This is a genomic window from Neptuniibacter sp. QD48_55 (genome assembly GCF_047778115.1).
Classification (GTDB): domain Bacteria; phylum Pseudomonadota; class Gammaproteobacteria; order Pseudomonadales; family Balneatricaceae; genus Neptuniibacter.
The window spans coordinates 3,088,727-3,115,110 of the sequence record NZ_CP180555.1; the positions used below are offsets into that span (position 1 = coordinate 3,088,727).

26 protein-coding genes are annotated in these 26,384 nt (G+C 46.4%); 8 read left to right on the forward strand and 18 right to left on the reverse strand.

What is annotated here, in order from left to right:
- The first annotated feature begins 1 nt into the window (after position 1).
- Positions 2 to 1,498, forward strand: a complete 1,497-nt coding sequence (gene lnt, locus ACMXYW_RS14430) for an apolipoprotein N-acyltransferase (protein WP_415904514.1) — start codon at positions 2 to 4, stop codon at positions 1,496 to 1,498.
- A 9-nt stretch (positions 1,499 to 1,507) separates the two neighbouring features.
- On the opposite strand, the gene ACMXYW_RS14435 is transcribed toward lnt, so the two are convergent.
- On the reverse strand, positions 1,508 to 2,038 hold the full coding sequence (locus tag ACMXYW_RS14435) for a zinc ribbon-containing protein (RefSeq protein WP_415904515.1): 531 nt from the start codon (positions 2,036 to 2,038) through the stop codon (positions 1,508 to 1,510).
- A gap of 136 nt (positions 2,039 to 2,174) precedes the next feature.
- On the opposite strand from ACMXYW_RS14435, the gene leuS reads away from it, so the two are divergent.
- The 4 genes from leuS to ACMXYW_RS14455 all read left to right on the forward strand — a co-directional run bounded on the left by leuS (position 2,175) and on the right by ACMXYW_RS14455 (position 6,735).
- Entirely contained in the window at positions 2,175 to 4,766 is a 2,592-nt protein-coding gene (leuS, locus tag ACMXYW_RS14440) for a leucine--tRNA ligase (RefSeq protein WP_415904516.1), read from the forward strand.
- A gap of 24 nt (positions 4,767 to 4,790) precedes the next feature.
- Positions 4,791 to 5,300 carry an LPS assembly lipoprotein LptE gene (gene lptE / locus ACMXYW_RS14445; RefSeq protein ID WP_415899260.1) on the forward strand — a complete coding sequence of 170 codons (510 nt, stop codon included), beginning with the start codon at positions 4,791 to 4,793 and terminating at the stop codon, positions 5,298 to 5,300.
- Positions 5,301 to 5,306: 6 nt separating this feature from the next.
- Entirely contained in the window at positions 5,307 to 6,329 is a 1,023-nt protein-coding gene (holA, locus tag ACMXYW_RS14450) for a DNA polymerase III subunit delta (protein ID WP_415899261.1), read from the forward strand.
- Positions 6,330 to 6,402: 73 nt separating this feature from the next.
- On the forward strand, positions 6,403 to 6,735 hold the full coding sequence (locus ACMXYW_RS14455; protein ID WP_415899262.1) for a c-type cytochrome: 333 nt from the start codon (positions 6,403 to 6,405) through the stop codon (positions 6,733 to 6,735).
- Positions 6,736 to 6,752: 17 nt separating this feature from the next.
- Here ACMXYW_RS14455 and ACMXYW_RS14460 read toward each other — a convergent pair whose 3' ends face one another.
- Both ACMXYW_RS14460 and ACMXYW_RS14465 read right to left on the reverse strand, forming a co-directional pair.
- Positions 6,753 to 7,325 (reverse strand): lysophospholipid acyltransferase family protein, encoded by a 573-nt coding sequence (locus ACMXYW_RS14460; RefSeq protein WP_415904517.1) that lies wholly within the window; start codon positions 7,323 to 7,325, stop codon positions 6,753 to 6,755.
- 20 nt (positions 7,326 to 7,345) lie between these two features.
- The gene (locus ACMXYW_RS14465; RefSeq protein ID WP_415904518.1) at positions 7,346 to 7,681 is read right to left on the reverse strand and encodes a hypothetical protein; all 336 of its coding nucleotides are present in this window, start codon (positions 7,679 to 7,681) and stop codon (positions 7,346 to 7,348) included.
- Between the two features lie 239 nt (positions 7,682 to 7,920).
- Between ACMXYW_RS14465 and ACMXYW_RS14470 the strand changes: the two genes are divergently transcribed.
- Entirely contained in the window at positions 7,921 to 8,469 is a 549-nt protein-coding gene (locus ACMXYW_RS14470; protein ID WP_415899264.1) for an HNH endonuclease, read from the forward strand.
- Between the two features lie 108 nt (positions 8,470 to 8,577).
- Here the strand turns inward: ACMXYW_RS14470 and ACMXYW_RS14475 are convergent, their stop codons facing one another.
- The 14 genes from ACMXYW_RS14475 to ACMXYW_RS14540 all read right to left on the reverse strand — a co-directional run bounded on the left by ACMXYW_RS14475 (position 8,578) and on the right by ACMXYW_RS14540 (position 21,311).
- Positions 8,578 to 9,015: an OsmC family protein gene (locus ACMXYW_RS14475; RefSeq protein ID WP_415885891.1), complete on the reverse strand. Its 438-nt coding sequence runs from the start codon at positions 9,013 to 9,015 to the stop codon at positions 8,578 to 8,580.
- Positions 9,016 to 9,268: 253 nt separating this feature from the next.
- Positions 9,269 to 10,252, reverse strand: a complete 984-nt coding sequence (gene lipA / locus ACMXYW_RS14480; RefSeq protein WP_415899266.1) for a lipoyl synthase — start codon at positions 10,250 to 10,252, stop codon at positions 9,269 to 9,271.
- Positions 10,253 to 10,258: 6 nt separating this feature from the next.
- Entirely contained in the window at positions 10,259 to 10,906 is a 648-nt protein-coding gene (lipB, locus tag ACMXYW_RS14485) for a lipoyl(octanoyl) transferase LipB (RefSeq protein WP_415899267.1), read from the reverse strand.
- On the reverse strand, positions 10,906 to 11,184 hold the full coding sequence (locus ACMXYW_RS14490; protein WP_415882505.1) for a YbeD family protein: 279 nt from the start codon (positions 11,182 to 11,184) through the stop codon (positions 10,906 to 10,908). Before ACMXYW_RS14490 ends, lipB begins: the two co-directional genes overlap by 1 nt.
- Before the next feature lie 9 nt (positions 11,185 to 11,193).
- Entirely contained in the window at positions 11,194 to 12,060 is an 867-nt protein-coding gene (locus ACMXYW_RS14495; RefSeq protein ID WP_415899268.1) for an aminotransferase class IV, read from the reverse strand.
- An 80-nt stretch (positions 12,061 to 12,140) separates the two neighbouring features.
- On the reverse strand, positions 12,141 to 13,298 hold the full coding sequence (locus ACMXYW_RS14500) for a D-alanyl-D-alanine carboxypeptidase family protein (RefSeq protein ID WP_415899269.1): 1,158 nt from the start codon (positions 13,296 to 13,298) through the stop codon (positions 12,141 to 12,143).
- 103 nt (positions 13,299 to 13,401) lie between these two features.
- Entirely contained in the window at positions 13,402 to 14,232 is an 831-nt protein-coding gene (locus ACMXYW_RS14505; protein WP_415899270.1) for a septal ring lytic transglycosylase RlpA family protein, read from the reverse strand.
- Positions 14,233 to 14,250: 18 nt separating this feature from the next.
- The gene (gene mltB / locus ACMXYW_RS14510; RefSeq protein WP_415904519.1) at positions 14,251 to 15,435 is read right to left on the reverse strand and encodes a lytic murein transglycosylase B; all 1,185 of its coding nucleotides are present in this window, start codon (positions 15,433 to 15,435) and stop codon (positions 14,251 to 14,253) included.
- Between the two features lie 80 nt (positions 15,436 to 15,515).
- Entirely contained in the window at positions 15,516 to 16,655 is a 1,140-nt protein-coding gene (gene rodA, locus ACMXYW_RS14515; protein WP_415898263.1) for a rod shape-determining protein RodA, read from the reverse strand.
- A complete protein-coding gene (gene mrdA, locus ACMXYW_RS14520) occupies positions 16,655 to 18,562 on the reverse strand; it encodes a penicillin-binding protein 2 (RefSeq protein ID WP_415899272.1) in 1,908 nt (635 codons plus the stop codon). Before mrdA ends, rodA begins: the two co-directional genes overlap by 1 nt.
- Positions 18,563 to 18,577: 15 nt before the next feature.
- Positions 18,578 to 19,045, reverse strand: coding sequence for a 23S rRNA (pseudouridine(1915)-N(3))-methyltransferase RlmH (gene rlmH / locus ACMXYW_RS14525; protein ID WP_415904520.1), 468 nt, complete (start codon positions 19,043 to 19,045; stop codon positions 18,578 to 18,580).
- An 8-nt stretch (positions 19,046 to 19,053) separates the two neighbouring features.
- Positions 19,054 to 19,386 carry a ribosome silencing factor gene (gene rsfS, locus ACMXYW_RS14530; RefSeq protein WP_415904521.1) on the reverse strand — a complete coding sequence of 111 codons (333 nt, stop codon included), beginning with the start codon at positions 19,384 to 19,386 and terminating at the stop codon, positions 19,054 to 19,056.
- 9 nt (positions 19,387 to 19,395) lie between these two features.
- The gene (gene nadD, locus ACMXYW_RS14535) at positions 19,396 to 20,046 is read right to left on the reverse strand and encodes a nicotinate-nucleotide adenylyltransferase (protein ID WP_415904522.1); all 651 of its coding nucleotides are present in this window, start codon (positions 20,044 to 20,046) and stop codon (positions 19,396 to 19,398) included.
- An 8-nt stretch (positions 20,047 to 20,054) separates the two neighbouring features.
- On the reverse strand, positions 20,055 to 21,311 hold the full coding sequence (locus ACMXYW_RS14540; protein WP_415904523.1) for a glutamate-5-semialdehyde dehydrogenase: 1,257 nt from the start codon (positions 21,309 to 21,311) through the stop codon (positions 20,055 to 20,057).
- 140 nt (positions 21,312 to 21,451) lie between these two features.
- On the opposite strand from ACMXYW_RS14540, the gene ACMXYW_RS14545 reads away from it, so the two are divergent.
- Both ACMXYW_RS14545 and ACMXYW_RS14550 read left to right on the forward strand, forming a co-directional pair.
- Complete coding sequence (locus tag ACMXYW_RS14545) at positions 21,452 to 23,134, forward strand: hypothetical protein (RefSeq protein WP_415904524.1); 1,683 nt, start codon at positions 21,452 to 21,454, stop codon at positions 23,132 to 23,134.
- Positions 23,135 to 23,161: 27 nt separating this feature from the next.
- Positions 23,162 to 23,503 carry a 5-carboxymethyl-2-hydroxymuconate Delta-isomerase gene (locus ACMXYW_RS14550; RefSeq protein WP_415882516.1) on the forward strand — a complete coding sequence of 114 codons (342 nt, stop codon included), beginning with the start codon at positions 23,162 to 23,164 and terminating at the stop codon, positions 23,501 to 23,503.
- Positions 23,504 to 23,588: 85 nt separating this feature from the next.
- On the opposite strand, the gene rnr is transcribed toward ACMXYW_RS14550, so the two are convergent.
- The gene (rnr, locus tag ACMXYW_RS14555; RefSeq protein WP_415904525.1) at positions 23,589 to 26,243 is read right to left on the reverse strand and encodes a ribonuclease R; all 2,655 of its coding nucleotides are present in this window, start codon (positions 26,241 to 26,243) and stop codon (positions 23,589 to 23,591) included.
- Positions 26,244 to 26,384 lie beyond the last annotated feature (141 nt).

The window sequence follows — 26,384 nt, forward strand, 5'->3', positions numbered from 1 at the left end:
TATGCCTCTGCAACTGCTACTCGTTTTGCTTGCAGGGGCATTAATTGCCCCCTCCTTAGCACCATTTAATACACCCTATTTAGCCCTACTGCCTCCAGCTATTCTGTATCTATGCAGCCGAAACCGTTCGGTAAAGCAAAGCAGTTGGCTTGGTTATATTTTTGGTCTAGGTTTCTTTGGAACCGGCGCCTCTTGGGTGTTTGTCAGCATTCATGAGCACAGTCATACCCCACTACCTATCGCCGTTACCTTAACAGCACTATTTGTAGCTGGCTTAGCCCTTCTCTTTGCGCTACAGCAATTCGTTTGGAAAAAGCTGTTCTCTGCCCGTTTCCAAGCACTGAGTTTTATTGGCTGCTGGGTACTGTTTGAGTGGCTTCGTAGCTGGCTATTCACCGGTTTCCCTTGGCTATATTTAGGTAACGCAGCTTTAGATACGCCATTCCAGAATCTTTTACCTATAGGCGGTGTATGGCTAGCAAGCTTTGCCATGCTTGCAACAGCGATTGCTGCGGCCGAATTTATTCGCAGTCGAAATCTACGCCCCTTGTTACTGCTGCCACTACCGTTGATAGCCAGTATGCTATCTATGCATCCATGGACAATTGCGACGGACAACGCCCTAAAAGTCGCAATCGTTCAACCTAATATCCCGCAGCAAATTAAATGGAATCCTGAATATCGTCCTGAGATCTTCGCCAAATATATCAAGCTATCTCAACCTCATATCGACGCTGAGCTCATGCTCTGGCCTGAAACAGCCATTCCTGCACTGTTCCAACATGCAGCTACGCCGTTAGCTGAATTACTGAGCGATCTTGATAGTAATGGAGCGACATTAATCAGCGGCCTTCCTAGCACGACAAGAGACAACAGCCACCCTAAAGGCTATCGAGTTCATAACAGTTTAGCGATTCTAACCACGGACAGCGGCATCTACCACAAACAACGCCTAGTGCCCTTTGGTGAATACGTGCCGATGGAAACGCAGGTTAGAGGCCTGCTCGATTTCTTTAATTTGCCAATGTCGAGTTTCGCACTTCCGCAAGGGGAGCAGCCTTTACTATCGGTTGCGAACCAAAAGATCAGTGCCGCAATCTGCTACGAAATTGCCTATCCAGAACTGGTTAGAAAGAACTCGTTAAACGCTGATATATTGCTTACCGTGTCTAACGATACTTGGTTTGGTGCATCCATCGCACCAGCTCAACATATGCAAATCGCTCGTGTCAGGGCAGCAGAGAACGGTCGCTGGCTGATCCGAGGAACCAATAATGGCCTAACCGGCATTATCGATCCACAAGGGCAGATCGTAGAACAACTCCCACAGTTCCAAGCAGGCGTTTTACGAACACAAGTTTTTAGCATGCAAGGCATGACGCCTTTTCAGGAGTTTGGATCACTACCGATCCTAGTCTTAGCAGGACTGTTTACTCTGTTCGGGCTAGGGCGTCATCAGCTAGCCCTGCAAGACAATCCCTATCCCGATTTCAGTTAAAACTATCGATTATGGCCAAGGTTGAGAAACTCGCTTAAAGAACGTTTTTCCACAGGCCTGACAAGGCTCAAGTTTTTCTGTTTTCTTTAAAACAAACTGGGTTGAACAGTTTAAACACTGCAACGTCCCTACTGTAGCCAACTCGCCTGCAATGTACTGATCCTCACCGTGATCTAAACGCTCTCGTAACAACTCTTGCCCAATGCGGGTTTGATCTGCAATCAACTTAAGCTGCTCGGCAAAAGCATGCTCTAAAGCATTCAGATCAAATTTGAGCCAAGCAGCAATCCCAGCCCCAGTTTCATGAGCATAATAGCCCAAGGTTTTAAGGTCTCGAGCCAAATAAGCTTTCAGCAGATCCAGCTCATCCCGAGTCATATCCTCTGCTGCCAGCTCCAACTCCACAGCATCATGAATTTTTTCCTGCAACAGATCCCAGGATCTAGCTTCTGATGTTTTCAGATCCTTAGTTAGTCGCAGGAGCACTCTGTCATAGTCTGTTGAAGCCAGTTTCGTTTTCTTATCGCTATCCGCGCCCATAAAACCACCTCGTTTTTAGCAGAAATGCTGTTTGCCCTCTTGTATATATTGTATGCTATGCCCCAATTAGCAAACTTTTATTAACCGGCGTCAATTGGATGCCGGTTTTTCATCATAGGCATAACGATTCACGAACATGAACGAACAATATCGTCCTCAGAAGATTGAACAAGCCATCCAGAAACACTGGCAAGATAACGACAGCTTCAAATGTGAAGAAGATCTGCAGAAAGAAAAATTCTACTGCCTGTCTATGTTCCCTTACCCAAGTGGACGTCTCCACATGGGCCATGTTCGTAACTACACCATTGGTGATGTAGTTTCCCGTTACCAGCGCATGCAGGGTAAAAACGTACTTCAACCAATGGGTTGGGACGCTTTCGGTCTTCCTGCAGAAAACGCAGCGATGAAAAACAACGTTGCGCCAGCAAAATGGACTTATGAAAACATCGATTACATGCGTAACCAGCTACAGCAGATGGGCTTTGGTTACGACTGGAACCGTGAACTAGCAACTTGCCACCCAGAGTACTACCGTTGGGAGCAATGGTTCTTCACGAAGTTGATGGACAAAGGCTTAGTTTACAAAAAAGAAGCTGAAGTAAACTGGGATCCTGTTGACCAAACCGTACTAGCCAACGAGCAGGTTATCGATGGTCGCGGCTGGCGCTCAGGTGCGCTAGTTGAGCGTAAGAAGATCCCTCAGTGGTTCCTTAAAATCACAGATTACGCAGACCAGCTGCTGGAAGATCTAGACAAACTAGATCAATGGCCAGAGCAGGTTCGCACTATGCAGAAGAACTGGATCGGCCGCTCTGAAGGTGTTGAACTAATGTTCGACGTTGACGGTTACGGTGAGCTAGAAGTCTTCACAACACGTCCAGACACACTAATGGGTGTTACTTATGTTGCCGTTGCGGCTCAACACCCACTTGCACTTAAAGCGGCTGAAAACAATCCAGAGCTTGCAGCATTTGTTGAAGAGTGCAAAAACGTTAAAGTTGCCGAAGCAGATATGGCAACGATGGAAAAGAAAGGCATGGCGCTTGGCATCACTGCCACTCATCCACTAACGGGTGAAGAAGTACCTGTCTGGACTGCAAACTTCGTATTGATGGATTACGGCTCTGGCGCAGTTATGTCTGTTCCAGGCCACGATCAGCGTGACTGGGAATTCGCAACTAAGTACGGTTTGGATATCAAACAAGTTATCCGCCCACTAGACGATACAGACGTTGATCTAAGTGTTGAAGCGTACACAGAAAAAGGCGCTTTGGTTAACTCTGGCGCTTACGACGATCTTGAATTCGACGTTGCCTTTAAAGCGATCGCATCTGACCTAGAAGCAAAAGGCAAAGGTAAAGTTACGGTTAACTTCCGTCTACGTGACTGGGGTGTATCTCGTCAGCGTTATTGGGGTGCTCCAATCCCTGTCATCAACTGTAAGAGCTGTGGTGCAGTACCTGTGCCAGAAGATCAGCTTCCAGTTGTTCTACCTACAGAAGTGGAGTTTGATGGTAGCGGCTCTCCAATCAAAAAGATGGAAAGCTTCATCAACACAACCTGCCCGAAATGCGGTGGTGCTGCTGAACGTGAAACAGACACATTCGATACGTTCATGGAATCCTCTTGGTACTACGCGCGTTATGCTTCTCGTAGCAGCGAAAATGCCATGCTTGAGCCAGAGAAAGCGAACTACTGGCTACCAGTAGATCAATATATCGGCGGTATCGAGCACGCGATTCTGCATCTACTTTACTCTCGTTTCTTCCACAAGTTGATGCGTGATGAAGGTTTGGTTGATAGCGACGAGCCATTCAAGCGCCTACTTTGCCAAGGCATGGTATTGGCTGACAGCTTCTTCTATGAAGATGAGAACGGTGGCCAAGTTTGGGTTTCACCATCCGACGTTGATATCAAAACCGATGAGAAAGGCCGCGTAGTTAGCGCAGCTCATCGCACTACCGGTCAGGCGCTTCAGCATGACGGTATGTCTAAGATGTCTAAATCCAAGAACAACGGTATCGATCCACAAGTAATGATCGATAAATACGGCGCTGATACGGTGCGTCTATTTATGATGTTCGCAGCACCACCAGAGCAGTCTCTAGAGTGGTCTGATACAGGTGTTGAAGGTGCTCACCGCTTCCTTAAGCGTCTATGGAAACAAGTTCACGATCATCTAAAAGTTGGCGGTTCTACTGTTGCGATCGATAAAGATAGCCTAACTGATGTTCAGAAAGAGCTGCGCCTGAAAGTTCACTCAACGATTCAGAAAGTATCTGACGATATGGAGCGCCGCCAGACATTCAATACAGCTATCGCTGCTGTGATGGAACTGTCTAACACTATCGCTAAGTTTGTAGATATCAGTGAACAAGGTCGCGCGGTAATGCAAGAAGCACTAGAAGCAGCAATACTGCTACTAGGCCCAATTGTTCCGCATATCAGCCACCAGCTTTGGATCGAGCTAGGTAACGAAGGCGACGCTCTAACTGCGGCTTGGCCACAGGTTGACGAAAGCGCATTAGTTCAAGACACCATTCAACTGGTTGTACAGGTTAATGGTAAAGTTCGTGCGAAGATCAACGTTGCTGCAGATGCAGACGAAGATGTAGTTCTTCACACAGCACTAGCTGACGAAAATGTTCAAAAACACATGGCAGATAAGACAATCCGTAAGAAGATTGTTGTACCTGGCCGTCTAGTGAACATTGTAGTTGGTTAATTAGTGCGGACTAAGGAGCAGATCATGATCAAACAATGGCAATCATTGACTGGAAAAATCATTCTGTTGCTCACTTTGTGTGGCTTCATGAGCGCATGCGGTTTTCAGCTGCGTGGCGCTCAAGAAGTATCTGCAGACAAGCAGCAAGTAACGATTGTAAAAGGCAATGCCAGTGGTGAGCTGCTCAAGCACTTACGCCAGAACATGAAGTTCAACGGTATCAAAGAAGTCTCTGGCGCCCCTTATCAAATCCAACTAAGCAATCATCGCTACAAACGTCGTGCTGCAACCATCAGTAGCAGTGCCGATGTGGATGAGTATGAGCTATCAGTAGAAGTTGTGATGCTAGTAGCAGACCAACAGGGCACACCTATAACCTCTGATATTAAGATCCAGCGCGAGCGTATTTATACCTACGATAAAAACGCCGCTGCTGCGAGCTCAGAACAAGAAGAGCTATTGCGCCGCGAGCTTTATAATTCCGTTGCACAATCAATTCTTCGCCGCTATCTGGCTACCAACAGCGCTCAATAAGCCTGTATGAAACTGCGCCCAGAGCAACTTAGCGGTCATCTAAAAAAAGGGTTATCACCGGTTTATTTGATTACCGGTGATGAGCCCCTACTCTCGGAAGAGAGTAGCGATCTTCTTCGTCACCACCTGCAACAACAGGGCTTTAGCGAACGCGAAGTCCTCCATGTTGATGGCAGTTTCAGCTGGGAATACCTACTGGAATGTGCCAATGCGCTTTCCCTGTTTGCTGAAAAGAAGATTATCGAGCTACGCCTGGGTAGCAGCAAGCTCAATAAGAAATCCAGCGAGATCCTGCGCGAATACCTCAATAATCCTGCACCGGATAACATCCTGTTTATTATTGCCGATAAACTCGATGGCACCGCTAAAAAGAGCGCTTGGTTTAAAGCGATCGATAGCACGGGGGTAATAGTTGAAGTATGGCCCGTAGAAGCTGAGCAACTACCCAACTGGATTCGTCAGCGCGCAGCACAGATCGAGCTAAAACTAGATGATGAGGCGATTCAGCTGCTTTGTGATCGCATTGAAGGCAACCTATTGGCAGCTAAACAGGAACTAAGCAAACTCAGTCTGTTGTTCCCAAACCAAGTTGTTACCGCCGACGATGTCATCAACGCCGTATCTGATAGCTCCCGCTATGATATCTACGGCCTTTCAGACGCAGCCCTACAAGGCCAAGCCTCTCGTTGCTGCAAGATTCTGCAAGTTTTACGACAAGATGGTACTGAGCCTCCAGTAGTGCTTTGGGCCTTATCCAAAGAGCTTCGCTCCCTAGCAGCGATCCAACAAGCACAAAACAACGGCCAATCATTCGATGCGGTATGCCAACGGGAACGCATCTGGGGTAAACGTAAACCCTTAGCCCGCAAAGCCTCACAACGCATTAGTAGTGCTCAGATCAACCAAGCTCTGCAGCAATGTGCCGAGGTAGATAAGATCGTTAAGGGCATGGCTGTTGGCGACGCTTGGCTATTGCTGACTTCAATCTCGCTAACCCTTTCTGGGCAAGCACTCGCACTTCCTAATTAAGCACTCAAGAACAGCTAGTTTCACCACTCTTCATCAGCTATGATGCGGTTAGATATCAATGAGATAGATAACCATGCGTTCACTCGCCTTAAGTCTATTATGCACAACAGCGCTTCTACTAAGTGGTTGCGACAGAGAGATTCCGCCAGAGCGAATGAAATCTGGAGAGGATCTATATGGTTACTACTGCAAAGAGTGCCATACCAAGCATGGCCCCGGCGCATATATGGAAAAGTTTGCCGGAAAGGAACCGATGGAAGCGTATAAGATTATTTTGATGATCAAATACGGCTATAACAAAGAAAAACACAGCATGCCGGTTTTTGATCAGCTTTCAGAAAAACAAGCAGATGCTGTAGCTCAATATGTAGTTAAACTTCAGCATTCACATATGACAGCTAAGTAAGCGCCCCCTTTAACTTATTACTGAGTGGGATGTAGATAATCCCCATATTGTTCAAAAATCTTTGCCAAATCAGCCTCATAATCGCCGCTGGTTTCGAAGCTACCTAGCACCCCTGCCTTCTTCTGCTTGTAATCGATAAAGCCCAAGGAAATCGGCACACCTGCCCCATGAGCAATATAGTAGAAACCGGATTTCCATTTATCCACTTTAGAGCGCGTGCCTTCGGGGGACATCATAATCCGCAGTTCGGCATGTTGATCAAATTGTTGCACCGTTGCTTCAACCATATTGTTCGACTTGCTTCGATCAACCGGAATTCCTCCCATCCATCGCATCAAACCGCCAAAAGGAAATTTAAAGATACTGTCTTTTCCCACCCAATAGAGAGGAACATCGAGTGAGAAAGCGACCATCAAGCTAAACGGCATATCCCAGTTTGTAGTATGGGGAGCACCAATCACAACACACTGCTTTAACTCTTTGGGGATATTACCCACAACCTTCCAGCCCAACAGTTTCAGAACAGTTCGAGAGAACCAGCGCAAACAAGGCTGAACCACAGGGGTGGAAAACATCGTTTTATGTAACATTACATCCCCGATAAAGGCGTTTAATTTGACTCAACAGCTATTATTTTAGCCTGACCATCAGCAGTTAGCGTCAGGTTTAACTTTACTTGGTGCCAACCCTGCGAAATTTTCACATCCTCAGCACTGATAGACTCATACCACTGCTGATCACCAATCTGCCAATCGATCAGCGCAGTCTCTCCGCGTAAAGGTCGCGCTTTAAATCGAAACGCGCAAAAACCATTTGGAGCCACCTGCTGACAAACAATTTTGCTCCTTGTGGATAAAACTTCGATCCGAACACTGGTTAAAGTTTGATTGGATAGGTTAGTTACAGTGATTTGATCAAGCTGGGTAGGTTTGCTTATTGGCTGCACATTTTGAGCACAGCCAGATAGCACGAATAAGATAAGAGGCGTTAGGAATTTGATCATAAGGGAAGTATAACGAGTCAGATAGTAAGAGTTAAATCATATAGAAGCTCATATCGCTTAACGTGTTCTCTCTACTGCATACAATTCTTTGGTGTTGAGATTGTTAGAAAAACAGTTCAAATTAAGCTAAGGCGAAATACATATCACATCACCAAATAATGCTCCTGTGAGATTAAAAATTCATGGCCGTATATAACACTGCATCCGATTCAGCTAACACGGCTGTTAGAGCCTTTCTTACAAAAGTTGGTGAGCATTATCTTGGCCACTCCTTTAATACCGGTAGCGGTAAGGGGAAGGCTCTATGGCTTTCAATTAGAGATGAAGACTTTAGGAATTGCTGCGGATATTGCGGAGAGAAAAATGACAAACTCCAAATTGAACATGTATTAATGTTCAATCGCGCTGAATTTGGACTTCACCATCCAGGAAATATAATTCCGTGCTGCAAACAATGTAATAAACGGGAACGCTTAGAAGATAAATCTTACTGCAACTGGGAGCAGCATCTCGCTAAGGTTTGCGATAATCGCGGGGAACCTGACAAATATGAAGCACGAAGACAGAGAATTATCGATAACTTTAAAAAGCATAATTACCCAGAACTTAATTCTCATGAAAAACATGCCATTAGAGTTATAGCTAGCAGTCTCTACAACAATATCAAAACGGAATCAGATAAATCCTTAGATCTATATAAAGAACTAGATAAAGCTTTTTTACAAAAATAGAGTTCAAAAGGGCCAAGTAAAATGTCTTAACCCTCTTTTATAGTCAACACACATTATGTAATGATGAAAAATCACCCTTAGCCAATTACTGTTATCGTTCCAAAAAACCTACCCGATATATTGATGTAGAACCTCAGTTTCCAACTTGATATTGTCGTGCAGCGGACAACGTACACAAACTCTATCTAAGAACGCTTGTTTCTCGGTTTCACTCAGATCAGCATCAATCTTTGCTTGAACGCTAATCGTCTGAAAGCCTACACGATCTTCAGTTTCTTTGCCCATAAGCCCCATTGGATTCAGATCACCATCGACTTGGATCTGCATGCTACGCAGCTCAATCTTTTCCTGATTCGCAGCAATTCGTGCGATTGAGCCGATACAACCCGCTAAAGAGAACAGGAAGTACTCAAGTGGTGTAGGGCCTTCATTAGTGCCACCGCTCGCCTGCGGTTGATCGATCGTTACTTTATGGTCACGGATATCCGCGTGGATAGCCCAGCCCGCATTCATAGTGGCAGTCACAGAGATGGTTTTAGTACTCATAATTAACCTTAGTTTTAATCTTTACCGCCTAAGGCAGCATTAATATTAGATATTTCTAATATATATATTTTTAAGTTATAAGGATAAGAACAAATAGCTATAAGAACAGCGGACCTAAGAACCAATATCAGCTATAACTACCAAAACCTAATCTAGATTCCTGCCTTCGCTGGGATGACCTTAGGCCACTAGCAATAAAAAAGGCCGTTCTAAAAACGGCCTTTGTGGATAACTTAACGTTAAAGGAGGGACATTAACCTACCTTTTCACCCTTCGCTTGTAGATCGGCATGATAAGAGGAGCGAACAAGAGGTCCGCAAGCTGCATGTTTGAAGCCAAGCTCTTTTGCAATGCGGCTAAACTCATCAAACTCCTCAGGCGTCACAAAGCGCTCTACCTTAAGGTGTGAACGGCTTGGTTGTAGATATTGACCTATTGTTAACATATCCACATCATGAGCACGTAGGTCTTTCATTACCTCGATGATCTCTTCATTGGTTTCACCAATGCCTACCATCAAACCAGACTTGGTACGTACTTCTGGGTTCTTAGCTTTGTACTTTTTCAACAAGCGTAGAGACCATTCGTAGTCAGAACCAGGACGTACCGCTTTATATAAGCGTGGAACAGTTTCCATATTGTGGTTAAACACATCAGGCGGTGTTTCTGTAAGAATATCGATCGCGATATCCATACGGCCACGGAAATCAGGTACTAGGATCTCCATCTCGATAGACGGAATACGCTTACGCGTTTCACTAACACAGTTAGCAAAGTGCTGAGCACCGCCGTCACGGAGATCATCGCGGTCTACTGAAGTGACTACGACATAGCGCAACTCCATATCCGCGATCGCTTCTGCCATCTCTCTAGGCTCATTCTCGTCTAGAGCATTTGGACGGCCGTGAGCTACGTCACAGAATGGACAACGACGGGTACAGATATCACCCATAATCATAAAGGTCGCTGTACCATGGCTAAAGCATTCGCCTAAATTAGGGCAGCTTGCCTCTTCACAAACAGACGCGAGCTTATGCTTACGTAGCTTCTGTTTGATACTGTCCACTTTTGCACTGGATCCCATTCGCACACGTAGCCAATCCGGCTTACGTGGCATATCTTCTTTCTCAGTTGGAATTACCTTAATTGGTATTCGATCAACTTTGTCGGCGCCACGCAATTTAACGCCCTGCTCTACCCGCTTCTTCTTTACTTCGTTATTGTTATCTAATGACATCTAGGCTTAATCCAGAGTAGTTTGTCGAGTGACTTCTTTATACCCTAGCTTGGTAATAAGGATATCCAGAAGACGCTGCGTTGCCTCAACCTGATCAAGGTCAGAAGTTAACGCGTCAAGTTGTGTCATCGCCATACCGGCATAGCCACATGGGTTTATTCTTAAAAAGGGTTCTAAATCCATAGCAAGGTTAAGTGCCAAACCATGGAAAGAGCAACCTCGGCGAACCCTAAGACCTAAGGATGCAATTTTACTGTTATCTACATAGACGCCGGGCGCATCCGGCTTAGCGTAAGCGTCTATGCCATAGGACTGGACTGTTTCAACCACAGATTCTTCCATAATTGAAACCAGCTCACGCACACCTAATTTTTTACGTTTCAAATTTAGCAGTAGATAAACAATTGCTTGCCCAGGGCCGTGATAGGTGACTTGACCGCCACGATCCACCTGAACAACCGGGATATCGCCCGTACCCAGCAAGTGCTCCTCTTTACCTGCTTGCCCCTGCGTAAACACAGGCTCATGTTGCAGCGACCAAATTTCATCCACTACTGAGTCATCGCGCTCATTAGTAAAATTCTGCATCCGCTGCCATGTTGGTTCGTAAGGCTGTAAGCCTAAATCCCTGACAATTAGCTGATCAGGGTTCATCAGATCACCATTTTTACGCGATCAGACGCGATTAACGCTTCATGCAGAGCTTTAAGCTGCTCGACACTCTGCGCTGTAATTTTAAACCGCACGGATTGGAATGTGCCTTTACGGCTATCCTGCAAAGTTACCTGAGAGATATCCAGATCCGGAACATGAATCTGCACAATTTCGATAACGTGACCGCGGAAATCTTCACTATTTACCCCAACGACTTTAATTGGATAGTCAGGACATGGAAATTCGATCTTTGGCGGTTCTTGCTGCTTGTCTGTCATAAACTCTTTCTAATTCTCTGTTGGCTTACCGGTCATCAACTGGCGTTGATACTCAGAAAACTTTTCAAAAATTTTCCGCCAAACCGGACCTTTCTGGCCATCACCGATCTGATGGCCATCAACCTCAATTATAGGCACTATACCTCGGGTGGAACTGGACACCCAAACTTCATCCGCAGCCAATAACTTATCATAATCAATATCAATCTCCTGATATTGGATCGCATACTGGTCTGACAATTCGAGAATAAGTTCTCGTGTGATGCCACCTAAAATCTCTGAGCTGCGCTTAGGGGTATAAAGAACTCCACGTTTCACCAAAAATAGATTACAGGCTGAGCCCTCTGTTAATCTATCATCGCGAGAAAACAGCGCCTCATCCACCCCTTCATCTTTGGCCTGCTGTAACACAAGTATATTTGGCAGCAAACAGGTCGATTTAATATCGCAGCGATGCCAGCGTAGATCTTCTGTAACAATCGCTTTTAAAGGCACCACATCATCACAGCCCGCTTGCCAGATATCTTTGATCGGCGAGCAACAGGCAAAAATGGTCGGTTCTAAACTATCATCGTAAGCATGGCTACGTTTACCAGCACTTCCCCGTGTGACCTGAAGATATACCGATAGATTGCCGCCCCCATTCAGCTCAACTAGCTGATTCATGATGGCAACCCAATCGCAGTCACTTTTGATCCGTACTGCGCGCAAACTATGCTCTAAACGATCCACATGCTCCTGTAGACGAAACCCTATCCCCTGATAGTACGGAATCACCTCATAAACACTGTCCCCAAACAGAAAGCCACGGTCAAAAACCGATATTTTCGCTTCCTCTTCAGGGATGAACTCGCCATTCAGATAGACTGTATTCATATCACCTAAACGCAAATGCCCACATCTACGTATATAGATGTGGGCATCCGTGCAATTTTAAAGGGCTACGCTAAATGCGTTTAGCCAATTAAGCTAGAGAAGAACAGTAGGATGGCATGCCAGATACGCTTTAATAAGCCTGCTTCTGGCACGGCTTCCATCGCTACTAATGGTACTTCAGTTACCAATTCACCATCTAAAGTAACGCGGACTTTACCCAACTCCTGACCTTTCTCGATCGGCGCTGTGATCACTTTGTCCACATCCATTGTCGCTTGTAATTTATCTGCCTGACCGCGAGGAATTGTTACAGTAAGGGACTCATCGATACCCATACGAAGCTGATCAGATACACCAGACCACACTTTAGCTGTATTCAGTACAACATTGCTCTCATATAGCTTGTGTGTGCGGTAGTAACGGAAAGCATAAGAAAGTAGTTTCTGAGTTTCACGCGCACGGGCTTCCTCATCACTCGTTCCCAGTACTACCGAAATAAGGCGCATACCGTCACGTTTAGCCGAAGCAACCAAGCAGTAACCAGCCTCATCGGTATAACCTGTTTTCATGCCATCTACAGTTTTATCACGCCAAAGTAGCTTGTTACGGTTTGGCTGGCGTATTTTGTTATAGGTGAAATACTTTTCAGAGTAGATGCTATACAGCTCAGGGAAATCATTGATGATTGCTCGAGCTAGCGTGGCAAGATCCGCAGCAGAAGACTTGTGACCTTCAGCTGGCAAGCCAGTAGCATTAAGGAAATTGGTATTTTGTAATCCTAGAAGATCAGCATGTTGATTCATTAAATCAGCAAAAGCAGCCTCACTACCCGCAATATGTTCAGCAACAGCAACAGATGCGTCGTTACCAGACTGGATAATAATACCTTTCATCAAGTCGCCTAGGCGAACCTGAGTGCCTTCACGGATAAACATACGTGAACCTTGGGTACGCCACGCTTTTTCACTGATCAACACAAGGTCATCAACACCAACATTCCCTTTGCTTAGCTCATACTCAAGAATGTAGGCCGTCATCATTTTTGTCAGGCTTGCTGGTGCAAACGCCTTCTCGGCATTTTTAGACGCAATAACCTTCCCGGTATCGGCATCAACAACAAGATACGCAGTTGCTGCAATCTGAGGTTCAGCAGGTATTAGACGTGCTACTGCATGCGCTTGAAATGCAAACAGTGTCAGAAATAGTACGGTTATGTACTGGGAAGCCTTATTAAACATTGTTTTCCAGAATCTATTTTTAGAAATGAAGACCCGCCAGATCATCATTTTCTTAGGTTTTAAAAAGTCCACTTAAACGCCGTGGATAACTCTACTCAAGCGTTTAAGGGAAGTCCACCAGCCTAGGGTTCTTATGCCCCATCTGCTCAACTTTTTGGGTTAAATCAGACAACGAAGTATCCTGCTTCAACGGCCCAATCTGGACACGGTACAACGTACGGTTATTAGTCGTCGTTGGACGAATCAATACCGCAAGTTCCGGCAGTAGTGGTCGTAGCTGACTTTCCACATATTCGGCTGAATCCCTATTGGAGTAAGCACCCACTTGCAGATAACGGCCTGCAATATTAGCAACAGGCTCTGGAGTAGCCGCTACAACTGCTCCAGATTTCTGCCATGCACGCGGGTCGATAGCTTCTAATCGAACTTGGCCAGTACCGTGTTTCAGAATATCTAACTTCGATGCCGCAGCATAAGACAGATCAATAATGCGGTTGCCGTGGAAAGGCCCACGATCATTCACCCTAACAATCACCTGCCGATTATTCGCCAAGTTAGTGACTTTTAGATAAGTCGGGATAGGCAAAGACTTATGCGCAGCAGACATCTTATACATGTCATAAATCTCACCATTAGAGGTTTTATGGCCATGGAACTTCTTACCGTACCAAGATGCTGTACCTGTTTCGCTGTAACCCAACGAACTATTCATCACCCAATACTGTTTACCAAATACCGTATAAGGGCTTTTATTGCCCCCACGACTCTTTGGTTCTACTTTTGGCACCGCATCTTTTACATGAGATACATCTACTGGACGATCAGGTGCTTTATCGTGACGCATTGAATAACGGCCACTATTAGTCGTGTTGCTCGTTGAAGAACAGCCGACCAAAGCAATTGCCAATAGAACTAGACCAATTTTTTGCAGCATAGCCTACTCTTAAATTTATTATTTTTTAGCCACTTGGCCTGCTTCCGCTTTCTCGTAAGCAGTTTTAATCTGCTCACTTAGGCGATATACAGCCATCGCGTATAGCTTACTATGGTTATAACGGGTAATAACATAGAAGTTATGCAGGCCTAACCAATACTGCTCATCTTCACCCATAACTAAGCGCATCAAGATTGCTTTACCCTCTGGATCTAGATCCAGTTGCGGCTGAACACCACGCGCTTGCCATTCGCCTAGCGTGTGTTTAGGGATTAAACCTTTACGGCCAACGCTATACCAGCTCTCTTCTCTTTCCTTTTGGAAAGACACAGAGCTAATCACAGGCTCACCCGGCTTCCATTTATGCTCAGCAAAGTAGTTAGCTACACTGCCAATCGCATCACGTTTATTCTTCCAGATATCACGTTTACCATCTTCATCAAAATCGATAGCAAAGTTACGATAGCTAGACGGGATGAACTGACCATAACCCATAGCACCTGCATAAGAGCCTTTCAGCGAAGTAATCTCCACCTGCTCTTCACGTACTAACAAAAGGTATTCTTTTAGCTGACCAAGGAAGAATTCGCTGCGACGTGGGTAATCAAAACCCAAAGTAGCGAGCGCATCTAATACACGATAACTACCAGTGATACGGCCGTAGCGCGTTTCAACACCGATAATCGAAACAATAATTTCCGCCGGAACACCGTAGGCTTTTTCCGCATCCATTAGCGCCTGACGGTTTTCCTGCCAAAACTGAACACCTTGGTTAATACGCTTCTCTTTAAGGAAGATGTTGCGGTACTGCCCCCAATTCAAGGTGCCTTCTGCAGGTCGGGAGATCGCTTTCAAAATAGAGGTTTGACGTTCCGCTTTACCTAACACATCACGCAGGTAAGCTTCTTTAAAGCCTTCGGCTTTCATCTCTTCGATAAACTGCTGTGCACGTGGATAATCCGCGTAAGAGCCACCGCGTACAGCCGCCAACACCTCTTCCTGAGTCATACGTTTCGTGGTTGTAGCTTTTGGCTTTTCAACCGCTTTAACTTCCGCTTTAGCTTCCTGCTTAACCACTGCTACTTCTTTGGCTGCAGTTTCAGATTTAACCGCTGTTGGCTCAGCTGGTTTTTCCGCAGCTATACAGCCTGTCAGCAAAACACCCGCTGCGACCGCCGTTGATACAAGAAATTTAGACTTCATACCTGAAAAGCTCCCTTAAACACGTACAACATAAATAACACCCAAAACATCGGTCTATTAAAAATAACGCCGACACACTTCTACTTTAACAACATGGTGCGATAACTATGCACCGACATAATAATGCCAAATCCTGCCATCAGGGTCACAATCGATGTACCACCGTAACTCACTAATGGCAAAGGTACACCTACCACTGGCAGCAAACCACTTACCATGCCTATATTTACAAAAACATAAACAAAGAAAGTTAAAATCAGACTACCGGCCAATAATCGACCAAAACTATCAGGCGCACGAGCAGCTATCACCAAGCCACGCGCAATAATTAACAGATACAGGGTTAACAGTATGAGAACACCGATTAACCCCATCTCCTCAGCCACAACCGCGATGATAAAGTCAGTATGAGACTCTGGTAAGAAGTCTAACTGTGACTGAGTCCCGCTTAACCAACCCTTACCTGAAATACCACCCGATCCAATCGCTGTTTTTGATTGAATAATGTTCCAGCCAGAGCCCAGCGGGTCACTTTCTGGATCAAGGAAGGTTAATACCCTTTGTTTCTGATAGTCCTTCATCACCATCCATAACCCAGGTAGTGCAGCTGCTGCCAAACCTAATGCAGCAAAGATATAGCGCCACAGAATCCCTGAAAGAAGCAATACAAACACACCCGATGAGGCGATCAATAATGAAGTACCTAAATCCGGCTGTTTCATAATCAGCACGGTTGGAATACCCACCAGCATAAGGCTGATAAATATATGCTTAACACGCGGTGGAAGCGGCCTATGGGCCAAGTAAAAAGCTACAGTCAGCGGTAGAACTAACTTCATGATTTCCGAAGGCTGGAATCTGAAGCCAGGTAAGGCGATCCAACGCTGCGCCCCTTTAGCACCGACACCAAAGAGAATTACGCACACCAGTAGAGCGACCCCAATCAAGTAAAGCGCGGGCGCCCACCGTCCAAGGAATCTCGGGGTAAACTGTGCCAAGACAATCATGACAAAAAAACCTACACCCATACGGATGGCCTGACGGGTGACATAACCCATATCTTGGCCTGAAGCGCTGTAAAGGATAAATAAACCAAAACCGCACAGAGCAAGCAGAAGCAATAACAGCCAACCGTCTAGGTTAGTGTAACTCCACAAGCTTGGACGTTGACGCAGATGATCATGCGCCTCTGGCATATAGCGCTCAAACTCACGCCCCATCATCGTACTGCAACCTCCGGCTCTTTCTCTTCAGCAAAAGGATCTATACCGAGAAGGTAGGCATCCATGACCTGACGCGCTATTGGTGCAGCTGTACTGGAACCACCGCCGCCGTTTTCAACAATCACCGAGATCGCGATCTTCGGGTCGTCAATAGGTGCAAATGCTACAAACAAGGCGTGGTCACGGTGAATTTCCGCCAGCTTTTCAGCATCGTACTCTTCATCCTGTTTGATACCGACGACCTGAGCTGTACCGGTTTTACCAGCAATTTCATAAGCTGAATTAGCACCAGAGCTACGTGCTGTACCGCGCTTTCCATGCATAACTTCACGCATACCTTTGATAATGTCATCCCAATGCTTATCGTTATTTAACACTACATCAGGTAACGGACGTTTTACCCCCGCTATATCTGGCATGTATAAACTTGTCTCTTCACCTTCTTTAGCTTCTTTAATGCCTTGCAACATTCGTGGTGAGTGCCAAGTACCACGATTGGCAACAACCGCCGTAGCGGTGGCTAACTGCAATGGCGTTGCAACGAAGAAACCCTGACCAATACTCATATTAAGCGAGTCACCGGTATACCAAGGTGTTTTACGTGCACGCTTCTTCCACTCACGCGAAGGCAAGATCGCTCCGATTGCCTCTGGAAGGTCTAAACTCGTTACTTGGCCAAAACCAAACTTACCCAAGTAATCGGACATCGGATCTACACCCATTTTATGGGCAACATCGTAATACCAAACGTCACAAGATTGTGCCAGAGAATCATACATATCGACCCAACCATGGCCCGTTCTTTTCCAATCCCTATATTGACGCCCACCACGGGTGATTTGGTAAAAACCTGGATCAAAGACTCTATAGGATGGTTTTACTACACCTGTATCGATCGCGGCTAAAGCAACAATCTGCTTAATGGTCGAGCCGGGAGGATAACCACCGCGGATGGCGCGGTTAAACAACGGCAGATCTCTCGATTCCCTTAATGCCGAATAATCCTTCGATGAGATACCCGTCACGAACAGGTTCGGATCGTAAGCAGGGGTAGAAACTAAGGTTAGGATACCACCGGTTTTCGGGTCCATCGCCACAACCGACGCGCGTCGACCTTCCAATAGTTTTTCAGTGATCTGTTGCAGCCTTAGATCCAGATGAAGTACTAGATCTTTACCCGGTTTAGGATCCGTCCGCTCCAGAATACGCATCACTCGACCACGAGCATTGGTTTCTACTTTTTGGAAACCCACCTCACCATGCAACTGATCTTCATAGAATTTTTCTATACCGAGCTTGCCGATATAGTGGGTTGCCGCGTAGTTATCCTGATCAACTCGTTTCAGCTCTTTCTCATTGATCCGACCAACATAACCCATGGCGTGAACTAAAGACTCACCATAGGGGTAGTAACGGATTAGCTCGGCTTCGACTCGCACACCCGGTAAGCGATGGTAATTAACCGATATTTTCGCGATCTCTTCTTCCGTTAAACGGAAGCGCACAGGCACCGATTGGAAGGGGCGGCGACGCTGTTTTAGACGTTTTTTGAAACGCTCAACTTCACGATCGGTAATGGGGATCAGTGCTTGCAGATCGACTAGGGTTTTATCAATGTCTTTCACCTCTTCTTTAAGAAGCGTGACACTGTAACTAGGTCGGTTATCCGCTAACAACACCCCGTTGCGGTCGTAGATTAAACCTCGCGTCGGCGGTACTGGCTGAAGTTGAACACGGTTGTCTTCCGACATCGCCACATAACGGTCGTGCTCAATAACCTGAAGATAATAGATACGCCCAAGTAGAATCCCGAGCATAATGACCACGATAAAAAACGCCAAAGCCGCACGAAACTTAAATGTTCGGCTTTCTTTCGAGTGATCCTTGAGGCGCTCTGCTGCCATATTCCTAGCGTTCTTCTACTTGTGGTAAGGATGTCCCTGAATGACCGTCCAGGCACGATAAAGTTGTTCTGCTAACATCACCCGCACAAGCGGATGCGGTAACGTCAGTGCAGACAACGACCATTTCTGATCTGCCATTGTAGAGCAACGGCTATCCAGACCATCCGGGCCTCCAATGAGTAGACTGATATTACGGCCATCCATACGCCAGTCTTCTACTTGTGACGCCAGTTTTTCTGTTGACCAGTTTTTACCTAACACTTCCAAAGCGATAATTCGGTCGCCTTTAGGTATCGCAGCCAACATCTGATCTCCTTCCTGCTTCTTAGCACGAGCAACATCACTGCCCTTACCTCGATGCCCTAACGGAATTTCGATCATCTCAATCTGAAAATCTGCAGGTAGGCGCTTGGTATATTCCTGATAACCCTCGTTTACCCACGAAGGCATCTTGCCACCCACAGCTATGATCCGGATTTTCATAAAAAGTTCTACGCTTCTGCGTCAACGCCCCACAGGCGTTCTAGATCATAGAAGTCCCGCGCATCTGGCATCATTACATGAACAACCACATCGCCAAGATCCACAAGAATCCAGTCGCTTACGCCCTGACCTTCAGAACCTAACGGCATCACACCTGCATCTTTCAGCTTAACAACCACTTCTTCGCCGATAGATCCAACATGACGCTTAGATGTACCGCTCGCGATAACCATGTAATCCGTTACGCTAGAGCGACCTCGAACATCTAGATCGACAACTTCTTTGGCCTTCATATCTTCTAGTGCTGTGTGCACTAGTTCTAAAACTTTTTCAGCTTGCATTATTTCACTTCAGTTAGTTAAACCGTATAAACGGTTATCTTGAATATATTGCCAGACCCCATCAGGAAACAGATAACGAGGCGACAAGCCCTGCGCTATGGTTTCGCGGATCTGCGTTGCTGATATCCCTAAGGGAGTCAGCTCATGAAACAGCACTTTGCCCGCCGGGAGCGCCATCGTCTGTTCCAAGTTTTGAGCTTTATGCTCATCTGTAAATTCTTTGATCTCACCCTCTGTAGGCAGATCGTAACCGGGCCGTTTTACTACAACGATATGGCAGTAATCGGTAAACTTATCCCATTCATACCAGCTGGGTAACGTCATATAAGAATCCATACCCATAATCATAAAGATTGGGCATTGATCACCTAATTCAGAACGTAATCCCTGCAATGTCAGGAGTGAATAAGAAGGCTGTTCAGAACTGATTTCTCGATCATCAGCACATAAACTTGGCTCATCGGCTACCGCCAACTTCACCATCTCTAAACGTTGTTCAGAGGTTCGACCTGGAGTCACTCTGTGCACGGGGGTTTTAGAGGGGATCAAACATAGCTGATCCACACCTAACCAATGCTGTAATTCCAGAGCCGTTCTCAGATGGCCATTATGGATGGGATCAAAGGTCCCACCCATAAAAGCAAAAGCGTTCGCTTTCATAATCTAAATTACTGACGGATGTGACCATCACCTAGTACAACGTACTTCTCGGAGGTCAATCCATCCAAACCTACCGGCCCGCGCGCGTGGATCTTATCAGTAGAGATGCCGATTTCAGCACCTAGACCGTACTCAAAGCCATCCGCAAAACGGGTTGAGGCATTAACCATTACCGAACTAGAATCTACTTCACGCAAGAAAGCGCGTGACTTAGTGTAGTTTTCAGTAATGATCGAATCTGTATGGTGTGAACCGTAACGGTTGATATGACGAATCGCTTCATCCATATCGTCCACCAACTTGATTGCCAAAACTGGTGCTAGGTATTCGGTTACCCAATCTTCTTCTGTCGCATCATTAACGAATGGCAACAAAGCCTTAGTACGCTCACAACCACGCAGTTCAACACCTACAGCCTGATAGCGCTCCGCTAGCTCTGGCAGTACTTCAGCTGCAATATTGGCATGCACCAATAGCGTTTCCATAGTGTTACAAGTGCCGTAACGGTGTGTTTTAGCATTTAAAGCAACGTTCACTGCTTTGCCTTTATCCGCCTGTTCATCAATATAAACATGGCAGATGCCGTCCAAGTGCTTAATTACCGTCACTTTCGCATCGCGGCTGATACGCTCGATCAAGCCTTTACCACCACGTGGAACAATCACATCCACGTATTCTGGCATTGTAATCATCTGACCCACCGCTTCACGGTCAGTCGTTTCAACAACTTGTACTGCATTTTCTGGTAAGCCCGCTGCACTCAAACCCTTACGGATGCACTCGGCTACCGCTTGGTTGGAATGAATCGCTTCAGAGCCACCACGAAGAATCGTCGCATTACCGGATTTTAGACACAGACTCGCTGCTTCAACGGTTACGTTTGGACGAGACTCATAAATAATACCGATCACGCCTAGCGGCACACGCATTTTACCTACCTGGATACCACTCGGTAGGTATTTAAGATCAGTGATCGCGCCTACTGGATCTGGTAAAGCTGCAACCTGACGTAGACCCTCGATCATAGTATCGATACGAGCATCTGTTAGCTCAAGGCGATCTAACATGGCATCGTCCAAACCGTTTGAACGACCATTGTCTAAGTCTTTTGCATTCGCTTCACGCAGTGCCGGTCGGCTACTATCGATAGCATCAGCCATTGCCAACAACGCCTGATTTTTTAGGTTAGTGTCTGCTTTAGCGACTAGGCGCGCCGCTGCACGGGCATTTTCACCTAGCTGAATCATATATTCTTGTACGTTCATTGCTGTCCTTCCTATCGATAAGCCCTTTATTATAGCGTCAGGGGCACTTGGGTTATACCTCTAATGCAAATCATATTCACCCTCGGTAGAATGACCTGTTATTATTTGCCCCTGCATCCGTTTTTGAGCTAACACTGACCGTGACTAACAACGCCAAATCAAAGCCTAATTTCAGAAGGAATCTGACGCTATCCTTAGGCATAGTGCTATTGGTGGGTTTTATCGTCAGCATTCTCTACATGCACTTAGCTACCAGCCGACAGGCGGTGCATGAGACACAAATCATCGGGCAGAACATCGCTAAACAGAGCAAACTCCTGATCCGACCACTGCTTCTCTCGGATGATCGCGTCAGCCTTAACTACTTACTCAGCGAATTAACCCAACTTGAGTATGTTGGCGGCCTGCATGTACAAGATGCCAATGGCTTCACCCTCGCCCGCGCAGGAAAGTCCAGCCAGCAAACTCTGCAACAACAGCTAATTCAACAAGAAAAGACCATCGGCACAGTAACGATCTGGTTGGACAGCGGCCCTGTCGAGCAATTACTCCGCAGCCAGCTCTGGCCTTTATTGATCATCGCTATCTTCACCGCGATTTTGCTGCTGACAACCAGTTGGTTCTTTACCCGATCAGATAAATTCATCTCTGAGAGCAGCGCAGATGAAGAAGAAAAGTTTGAGCCTTCGTTCTCCGATACGCTGGCTACTCAGACGCCTGCTGAAAGCACACCTCAAGAAATTACCGAAGACACTGTCACTATCGGCTCCGCAACAGCCGAAACAAGTGACTATGAAACCCAAGTACAGCGCTCAGCCGAAAGCACGCAAACATCTAGTGAAACAGCGCCCGTTATTAGGCCATCTTTAGAGACAGAAAACCTAGTTCAAGACATTACCGAAACTCGGCCTGAAACGGGGCCTAAAGCCTCGCCCGAAGCCATTTCCGAACCACAAGCACCAAACCAAAAGGCTTCTGATCTGCTACACACCCACGAATTGGTCGATCTTCTCAAACCGGCACCAAGTACTCAGCAGCAGATGCCTAAATTTGAGCATCAACCACAGCAGCTTGACGATTCTGAAACCGTCGCAAATACCGTCGAGACTCTCGTACTAGAAGAAGAACCGGTAGGCACGCAAGAAACGCATACTCCTATGCGCGAAAACCCTCTGCTGAAGAGCATGAATGAGCGCCATGAAGAGCAGCTGGACCTTTATAGCTTTGAACATGAACTCGAACTAATTCTTACGCCACAAGATGCCATCTATCTGCTCTATATCGATGCCAATACTGCCAGCAGCGATAATATGGAGCCTGACGAGAAAGCAACACTGCTGAATGTATACCATCACTTGGCGAAACAGGTCGCACGCATCTATAACGGTGCCTGCGAGCAATTGCCTAATAAAGACATTCTGCTGCGCTTTGAATTAAGGGACGAAAAGGATAGCCACGGTATTAACGCTCTGTGCGCCGGCCAGCTATTCAACCTGCTATACAAAGGCTTTAATCACTCTCGCATTCGTGGTTTCCAGCCGGTACTGAGTCTGCAGATGTCCCTCGCTCGCGGCCATCATGACAAACACGATCTGGTGAAAGAGGAAGCTCACTTCCTCACGCGCACGACTAGTAGCAACGATCTGATCAGCCATACCGCGCTAACCGAAGCTCCTTTACTGAAAGAGGCAATGCTGCAAGAAGCCGACATTAGACGCGAAGATGAAGACAAAGTATTGCTGCTTAAAGTCACACCTAAGCATCAAACACTGCTACAGAAACAAGCGAATCACCTGTTAACCAAGATCTTTAAAAAGTCTTAATCAAGACGGCTTAAAAGGAGCTATCCCTTGCCACACTTAATCATCGAATACTCCAAGCAGATTGAAGATAAGGTAGAAATTACGGCTGTTATGGAAAAGGTGTTCCAAGGTGCAGTTGCAGCTAACCTCTTTGCTGAAAAAGACATAAAGGTCCGCGCACATGCTTACCAGCAGCATATGAATGGCGCAGGGCTTAATGGCTTTATCCACGTTTCATCGCGGATCTTAAGTGGTCGTAATACCGAGCAGAAAACCCAACTGACTCAAGCAGTGCTAAATGAGCTTAAAACGCTCGATTTGGAAGACCTTTCGATTACCGTCGAAGTACTGGATATAGATCGCGATAGCTACGCGAAACATATAGGTTAAGCACACAAAGCCAAGCCACTAAAAAAGGCACTGTAGATAACTACAGCGCCTTTTTACAAAGACTCATGTGTCCCGTGAAAGCAGCCTATTTACGCTTCGGCTTTTTCACTTTTAAACCTTTCTGTTTGCCTTTCAACTTAGGCTTAGCCGTAGTCTTACGCTTTTTAGACTTCTTGCTCTTGCCCCCGCTTGGGCCAGCAAATTCCATCAATTCGCGTTCTGCAGAAGATAACTCCTTACCGCGAGAAGGCTGAGCTTTAGCCGCTATACGTTTCTTCGGACCACCTTCACCGCTTGGCGCAGGCTTTTTACGCGATTTACGCAGAGCATCACGCTTAGAACCTTTCTTCGGCTTACTACGCTCTTCATCCTTAGCAGGACGATGACCCCACTCGTGTTTATGGCCTGGCAGCTTTTTATCGCCTTTAGAAGACGGACCGCCGATCTTACCTTCAGCTAACAGCTGACGCGTGGTTTTCTTTTTCTTAACTGGCTGATGATCGATCAGTTCAAAATCGATCTTACGCTCATCCAGATCCACACGCGCGACTTTAACGCGTAAACGATCACCCAGTTTGAACACTTTACGAGTACGTTCACCCACTAAGCGCTGCTTAGCTTGATCAAATACGTAGTAATCACCCGGCAAACCAGTGATATGCACAAGACCTTCAACAAACAGCTCATCAAGCTCAACAAAGACACCAAAGCCGGTAACAGCAGCAATCACGCCTTCGTATTCGTCACCCACATGCTCCTGCATGTATTCACACTTAAGCCATGCCACAACATCACGAGTCGCATCATCTGAACGGCGCTCTGTCATAGAACAGTGCTCGCCCAATTGCAGCAGCTGCTCCATACTGTAGCTGCATGCGAAATCTGCATTTTGAGCAAAGTCATCAGGACGTTTAATCGCTTTATCCTGACTTTCAGAATGGATACGGGCACGAATTAAGCGATGCACCAATAGATCTGGGTAACGACGAATTGGCGAGGTAAAGTGCGTGTACGCAGGGTACGCCAAACCAAAGTGACCTTGGTTTTCAGGGCTGTAAACCGCTTGCTGCATGGAACGTAGCATCATGGTCTGAATCAGATGACGATCCGGACGCTCTTCGATGATCTCTGCCAGCTCTTGGTAATGAATCGGCTCAGGTGTATCGCCACCGCCAAGGTTAAGACCTAGCTCACCCAAATAAGCACGTAGGTTCTGCAGTTTCTGCTCTTTAGGGCCTTCGTGAACACGATAGATCGCTGGCACTTTCAGCTTGTTCAGGAAGCGCGCCGTCGCAACGTTCGCACACAACATGCACTCTTCGATTAGCTTATGCGCATCGTTACGATAAACCGGAACGATCTGGTCGATCTTACGATCTTCGCCAAAGATCATCCGTGTTTCAGTAGTATCGAAATCGATCGCACCACGGATTTCACGGGCTTTGCGCAGAGCAAAGTACAGACCATACAAATCTTCTAGATGAGGAACCACATCGGCATACTCCGCACGCAATGCTTTTGATTCTTCCTCTTCTGGCTGCATCAGCATCTTGCCAACCTTAGTGTAGGTTAGACGCGCATGAGAGCTGATTACCGCCTCATAGAACTGATAACCGGATAGATTGCCTGACTCACTGATCGTCATCTCACAGACCATCGCCAAGCGATCTACCTTAGGGTTTAACGAGCACAAGCCGTTTGATAGCAGCTCTGGCAGCATCGGTACAACAAACTCAGGGAAGTAAGTTGAGTTCGCACGCTGATAAGCTTCTTTGTCTAGTTCAGAATCAGGTCGCACATACCAAGATACATCCGCAATCGCGACCCACAAACGCCAGCCACCAGACTTTTTGCGCTCAGCATAAACAGCATCATCAAAGTCTTTAGCGTCTTCGCCATCAATAGTAACCAGTGGAAGATCACGCAGATCAACACGATTAGCCTTGGCACTCTCTTCAACTTCAGCAGTCAGCTCACCGATCTCTTGGCGAACCGCTTCTGGCCACTCGTGCGGGATCTCATAGTTATGGATCGCAACCGTGATCTCCATGCCCGGTGCCATATGATCACCTAGCACTTCGGTCACTTTTGCTTGTGGCAATTGACGCTTGCTTGGCTGATTGATCAGCTCAGCAACAACCAACTGACCATCTTTGTACGTTAACGGTGTTTCAGCCTCAGGATCAGGAACAATCATGATCTCCTGGGTGATACGCTGATTTTCAGGACGAAGATAACCAAAACCATCCCGACCACTAAAACGCCCTACCAATTTACGGGTATTACGCTCCAGTACATCAACAATCTTACCTTCACGACGACCTTTAAAATCGACGTTGGTCTCTTGCACTAAAACTCGATCGCCATCGAATACTTGGCGCATTTGGCGAGGGCTTAGCTTGAGATCATCGCCACCCTCTTCTGGCTTAACAAAGCCATAACCATCTCGATGACCAATAACACGGCCTTTGATCAGCGACATCTTATCCATCAACGCAAATTCATTGCGGCGATTACTCATCAACTGACCATCACGACACATCGCCTTCAATCGGAAGAAGACCGCATCACGACTCTCTGGATCCCAGACACCTAAACCTTCGCACAGCTGTGCATGCCCAATCGGCGCGCCCCACTCCTGCATGTACTGCAGAATGTAATCGCGACTGGGTACCGGGTTGGAATACTTCTCCGCTTCCGCTGCGGCTTTAGGGTCATTTTTAGTCCAATCTTTACTCATAGAGCTCTCAAAAACGAAATGGCTAGGGCATTTATCTAACTAGCATAACACGCCGAAGGCTTTCTTTTAGAATAGCACCGCTTAAAGCGATGATTTACAGGCATTTTAAACGAAAAGAGCCGGCAAATGCCGGCTCTTGTC

Excerpts from the sequence above, each read along its gene's own strand:
- mltB (WP_415904519.1), bottom strand. The coding sequence starts at position 15,435 with ATGAAGTCTAAATTTCTTGTATCAACGGCGGTCGCAGCGGGTGTTTTG.
- lipB (WP_415899267.1), bottom strand. The coding sequence starts at position 10,906 with ATGAACCCTGATCAGCTAATTGTCAGGGATTTAGGCTTACAGCCTTAC.
- ACMXYW_RS14495 (WP_415899268.1), bottom strand. The coding sequence starts at position 12,060 with ATGAATACAGTCTATCTGAATGGCGAGTTCATCCCTGAAGAGGAAGCG.
- rodA (WP_415898263.1), bottom strand. The coding sequence starts at position 16,655 with ATGGGGCGTGAGTTTGAGCGCTATATGCCAGAGGCGCATGATCATCTG.
- ACMXYW_RS14490 (WP_415882505.1), bottom strand. The coding sequence starts at position 11,184 with ATGACAGACAAGCAGCAAGAACCGCCAAAGATCGAATTTCCATGTCCT.
- lnt (WP_415904514.1), top strand. The coding sequence starts at position 2 with ATGCCTCTGCAACTGCTACTCGTTTTGCTTGCAGGGGCATTAATTGCC.
- ACMXYW_RS14540 (WP_415904523.1), bottom strand. The coding sequence starts at position 21,311 with ATGAACGTACAAGAATATATGATTCAGCTAGGTGAAAATGCCCGTGCA.
- rsfS (WP_415904521.1), bottom strand. The coding sequence starts at position 19,386 with ATGCAAGCTGAAAAAGTTTTAGAACTAGTGCACACAGCACTAGAAGAT.
- leuS (WP_415904516.1), top strand. The coding sequence starts at position 2,175 with ATGAACGAACAATATCGTCCTCAGAAGATTGAACAAGCCATCCAGAAA.
- ACMXYW_RS14470 (WP_415899264.1), top strand. The coding sequence starts at position 7,921 with ATGGCCGTATATAACACTGCATCCGATTCAGCTAACACGGCTGTTAGA.
- rlmH (WP_415904520.1), bottom strand. The coding sequence starts at position 19,045 with ATGAAAATCCGGATCATAGCTGTGGGTGGCAAGATGCCTTCGTGGGTA.
- ACMXYW_RS14435 (WP_415904515.1), bottom strand. The coding sequence starts at position 2,038 with ATGGGCGCGGATAGCGATAAGAAAACGAAACTGGCTTCAACAGACTAT.
- ACMXYW_RS14500 (WP_415899269.1), bottom strand. The coding sequence starts at position 13,298 with ATGTTTAATAAGGCTTCCCAGTACATAACCGTACTATTTCTGACACTG.
- lipA (WP_415899266.1), bottom strand. The coding sequence starts at position 10,252 with ATGTCATTAGATAACAATAACGAAGTAAAGAAGAAGCGGGTAGAGCAG.
- ACMXYW_RS14460 (WP_415904517.1), bottom strand. The coding sequence starts at position 7,325 with ATGTTACATAAAACGATGTTTTCCACCCCTGTGGTTCAGCCTTGTTTG.
- ACMXYW_RS14455 (WP_415899262.1), top strand. The coding sequence starts at position 6,403 with ATGCGTTCACTCGCCTTAAGTCTATTATGCACAACAGCGCTTCTACTA.
- ACMXYW_RS14475 (WP_415885891.1), bottom strand. The coding sequence starts at position 9,015 with ATGAGTACTAAAACCATCTCTGTGACTGCCACTATGAATGCGGGCTGG.
- holA (WP_415899261.1), top strand. The coding sequence starts at position 5,307 with ATGAAACTGCGCCCAGAGCAACTTAGCGGTCATCTAAAAAAAGGGTTA.
- lptE (WP_415899260.1), top strand. The coding sequence starts at position 4,791 with ATGATCAAACAATGGCAATCATTGACTGGAAAAATCATTCTGTTGCTC.
- rnr (WP_415904525.1), bottom strand. The coding sequence starts at position 26,243 with ATGAGTAAAGATTGGACTAAAAATGACCCTAAAGCCGCAGCGGAAGCG.
- mrdA (WP_415899272.1), bottom strand. The coding sequence starts at position 18,562 with ATGGCAGCAGAGCGCCTCAAGGATCACTCGAAAGAAAGCCGAACATTT.
- nadD (WP_415904522.1), bottom strand. The coding sequence starts at position 20,046 with ATGAAAGCGAACGCTTTTGCTTTTATGGGTGGGACCTTTGATCCCATC.
- ACMXYW_RS14505 (WP_415899270.1), bottom strand. The coding sequence starts at position 14,232 with ATGCTGCAAAAAATTGGTCTAGTTCTATTGGCAATTGCTTTGGTCGGC.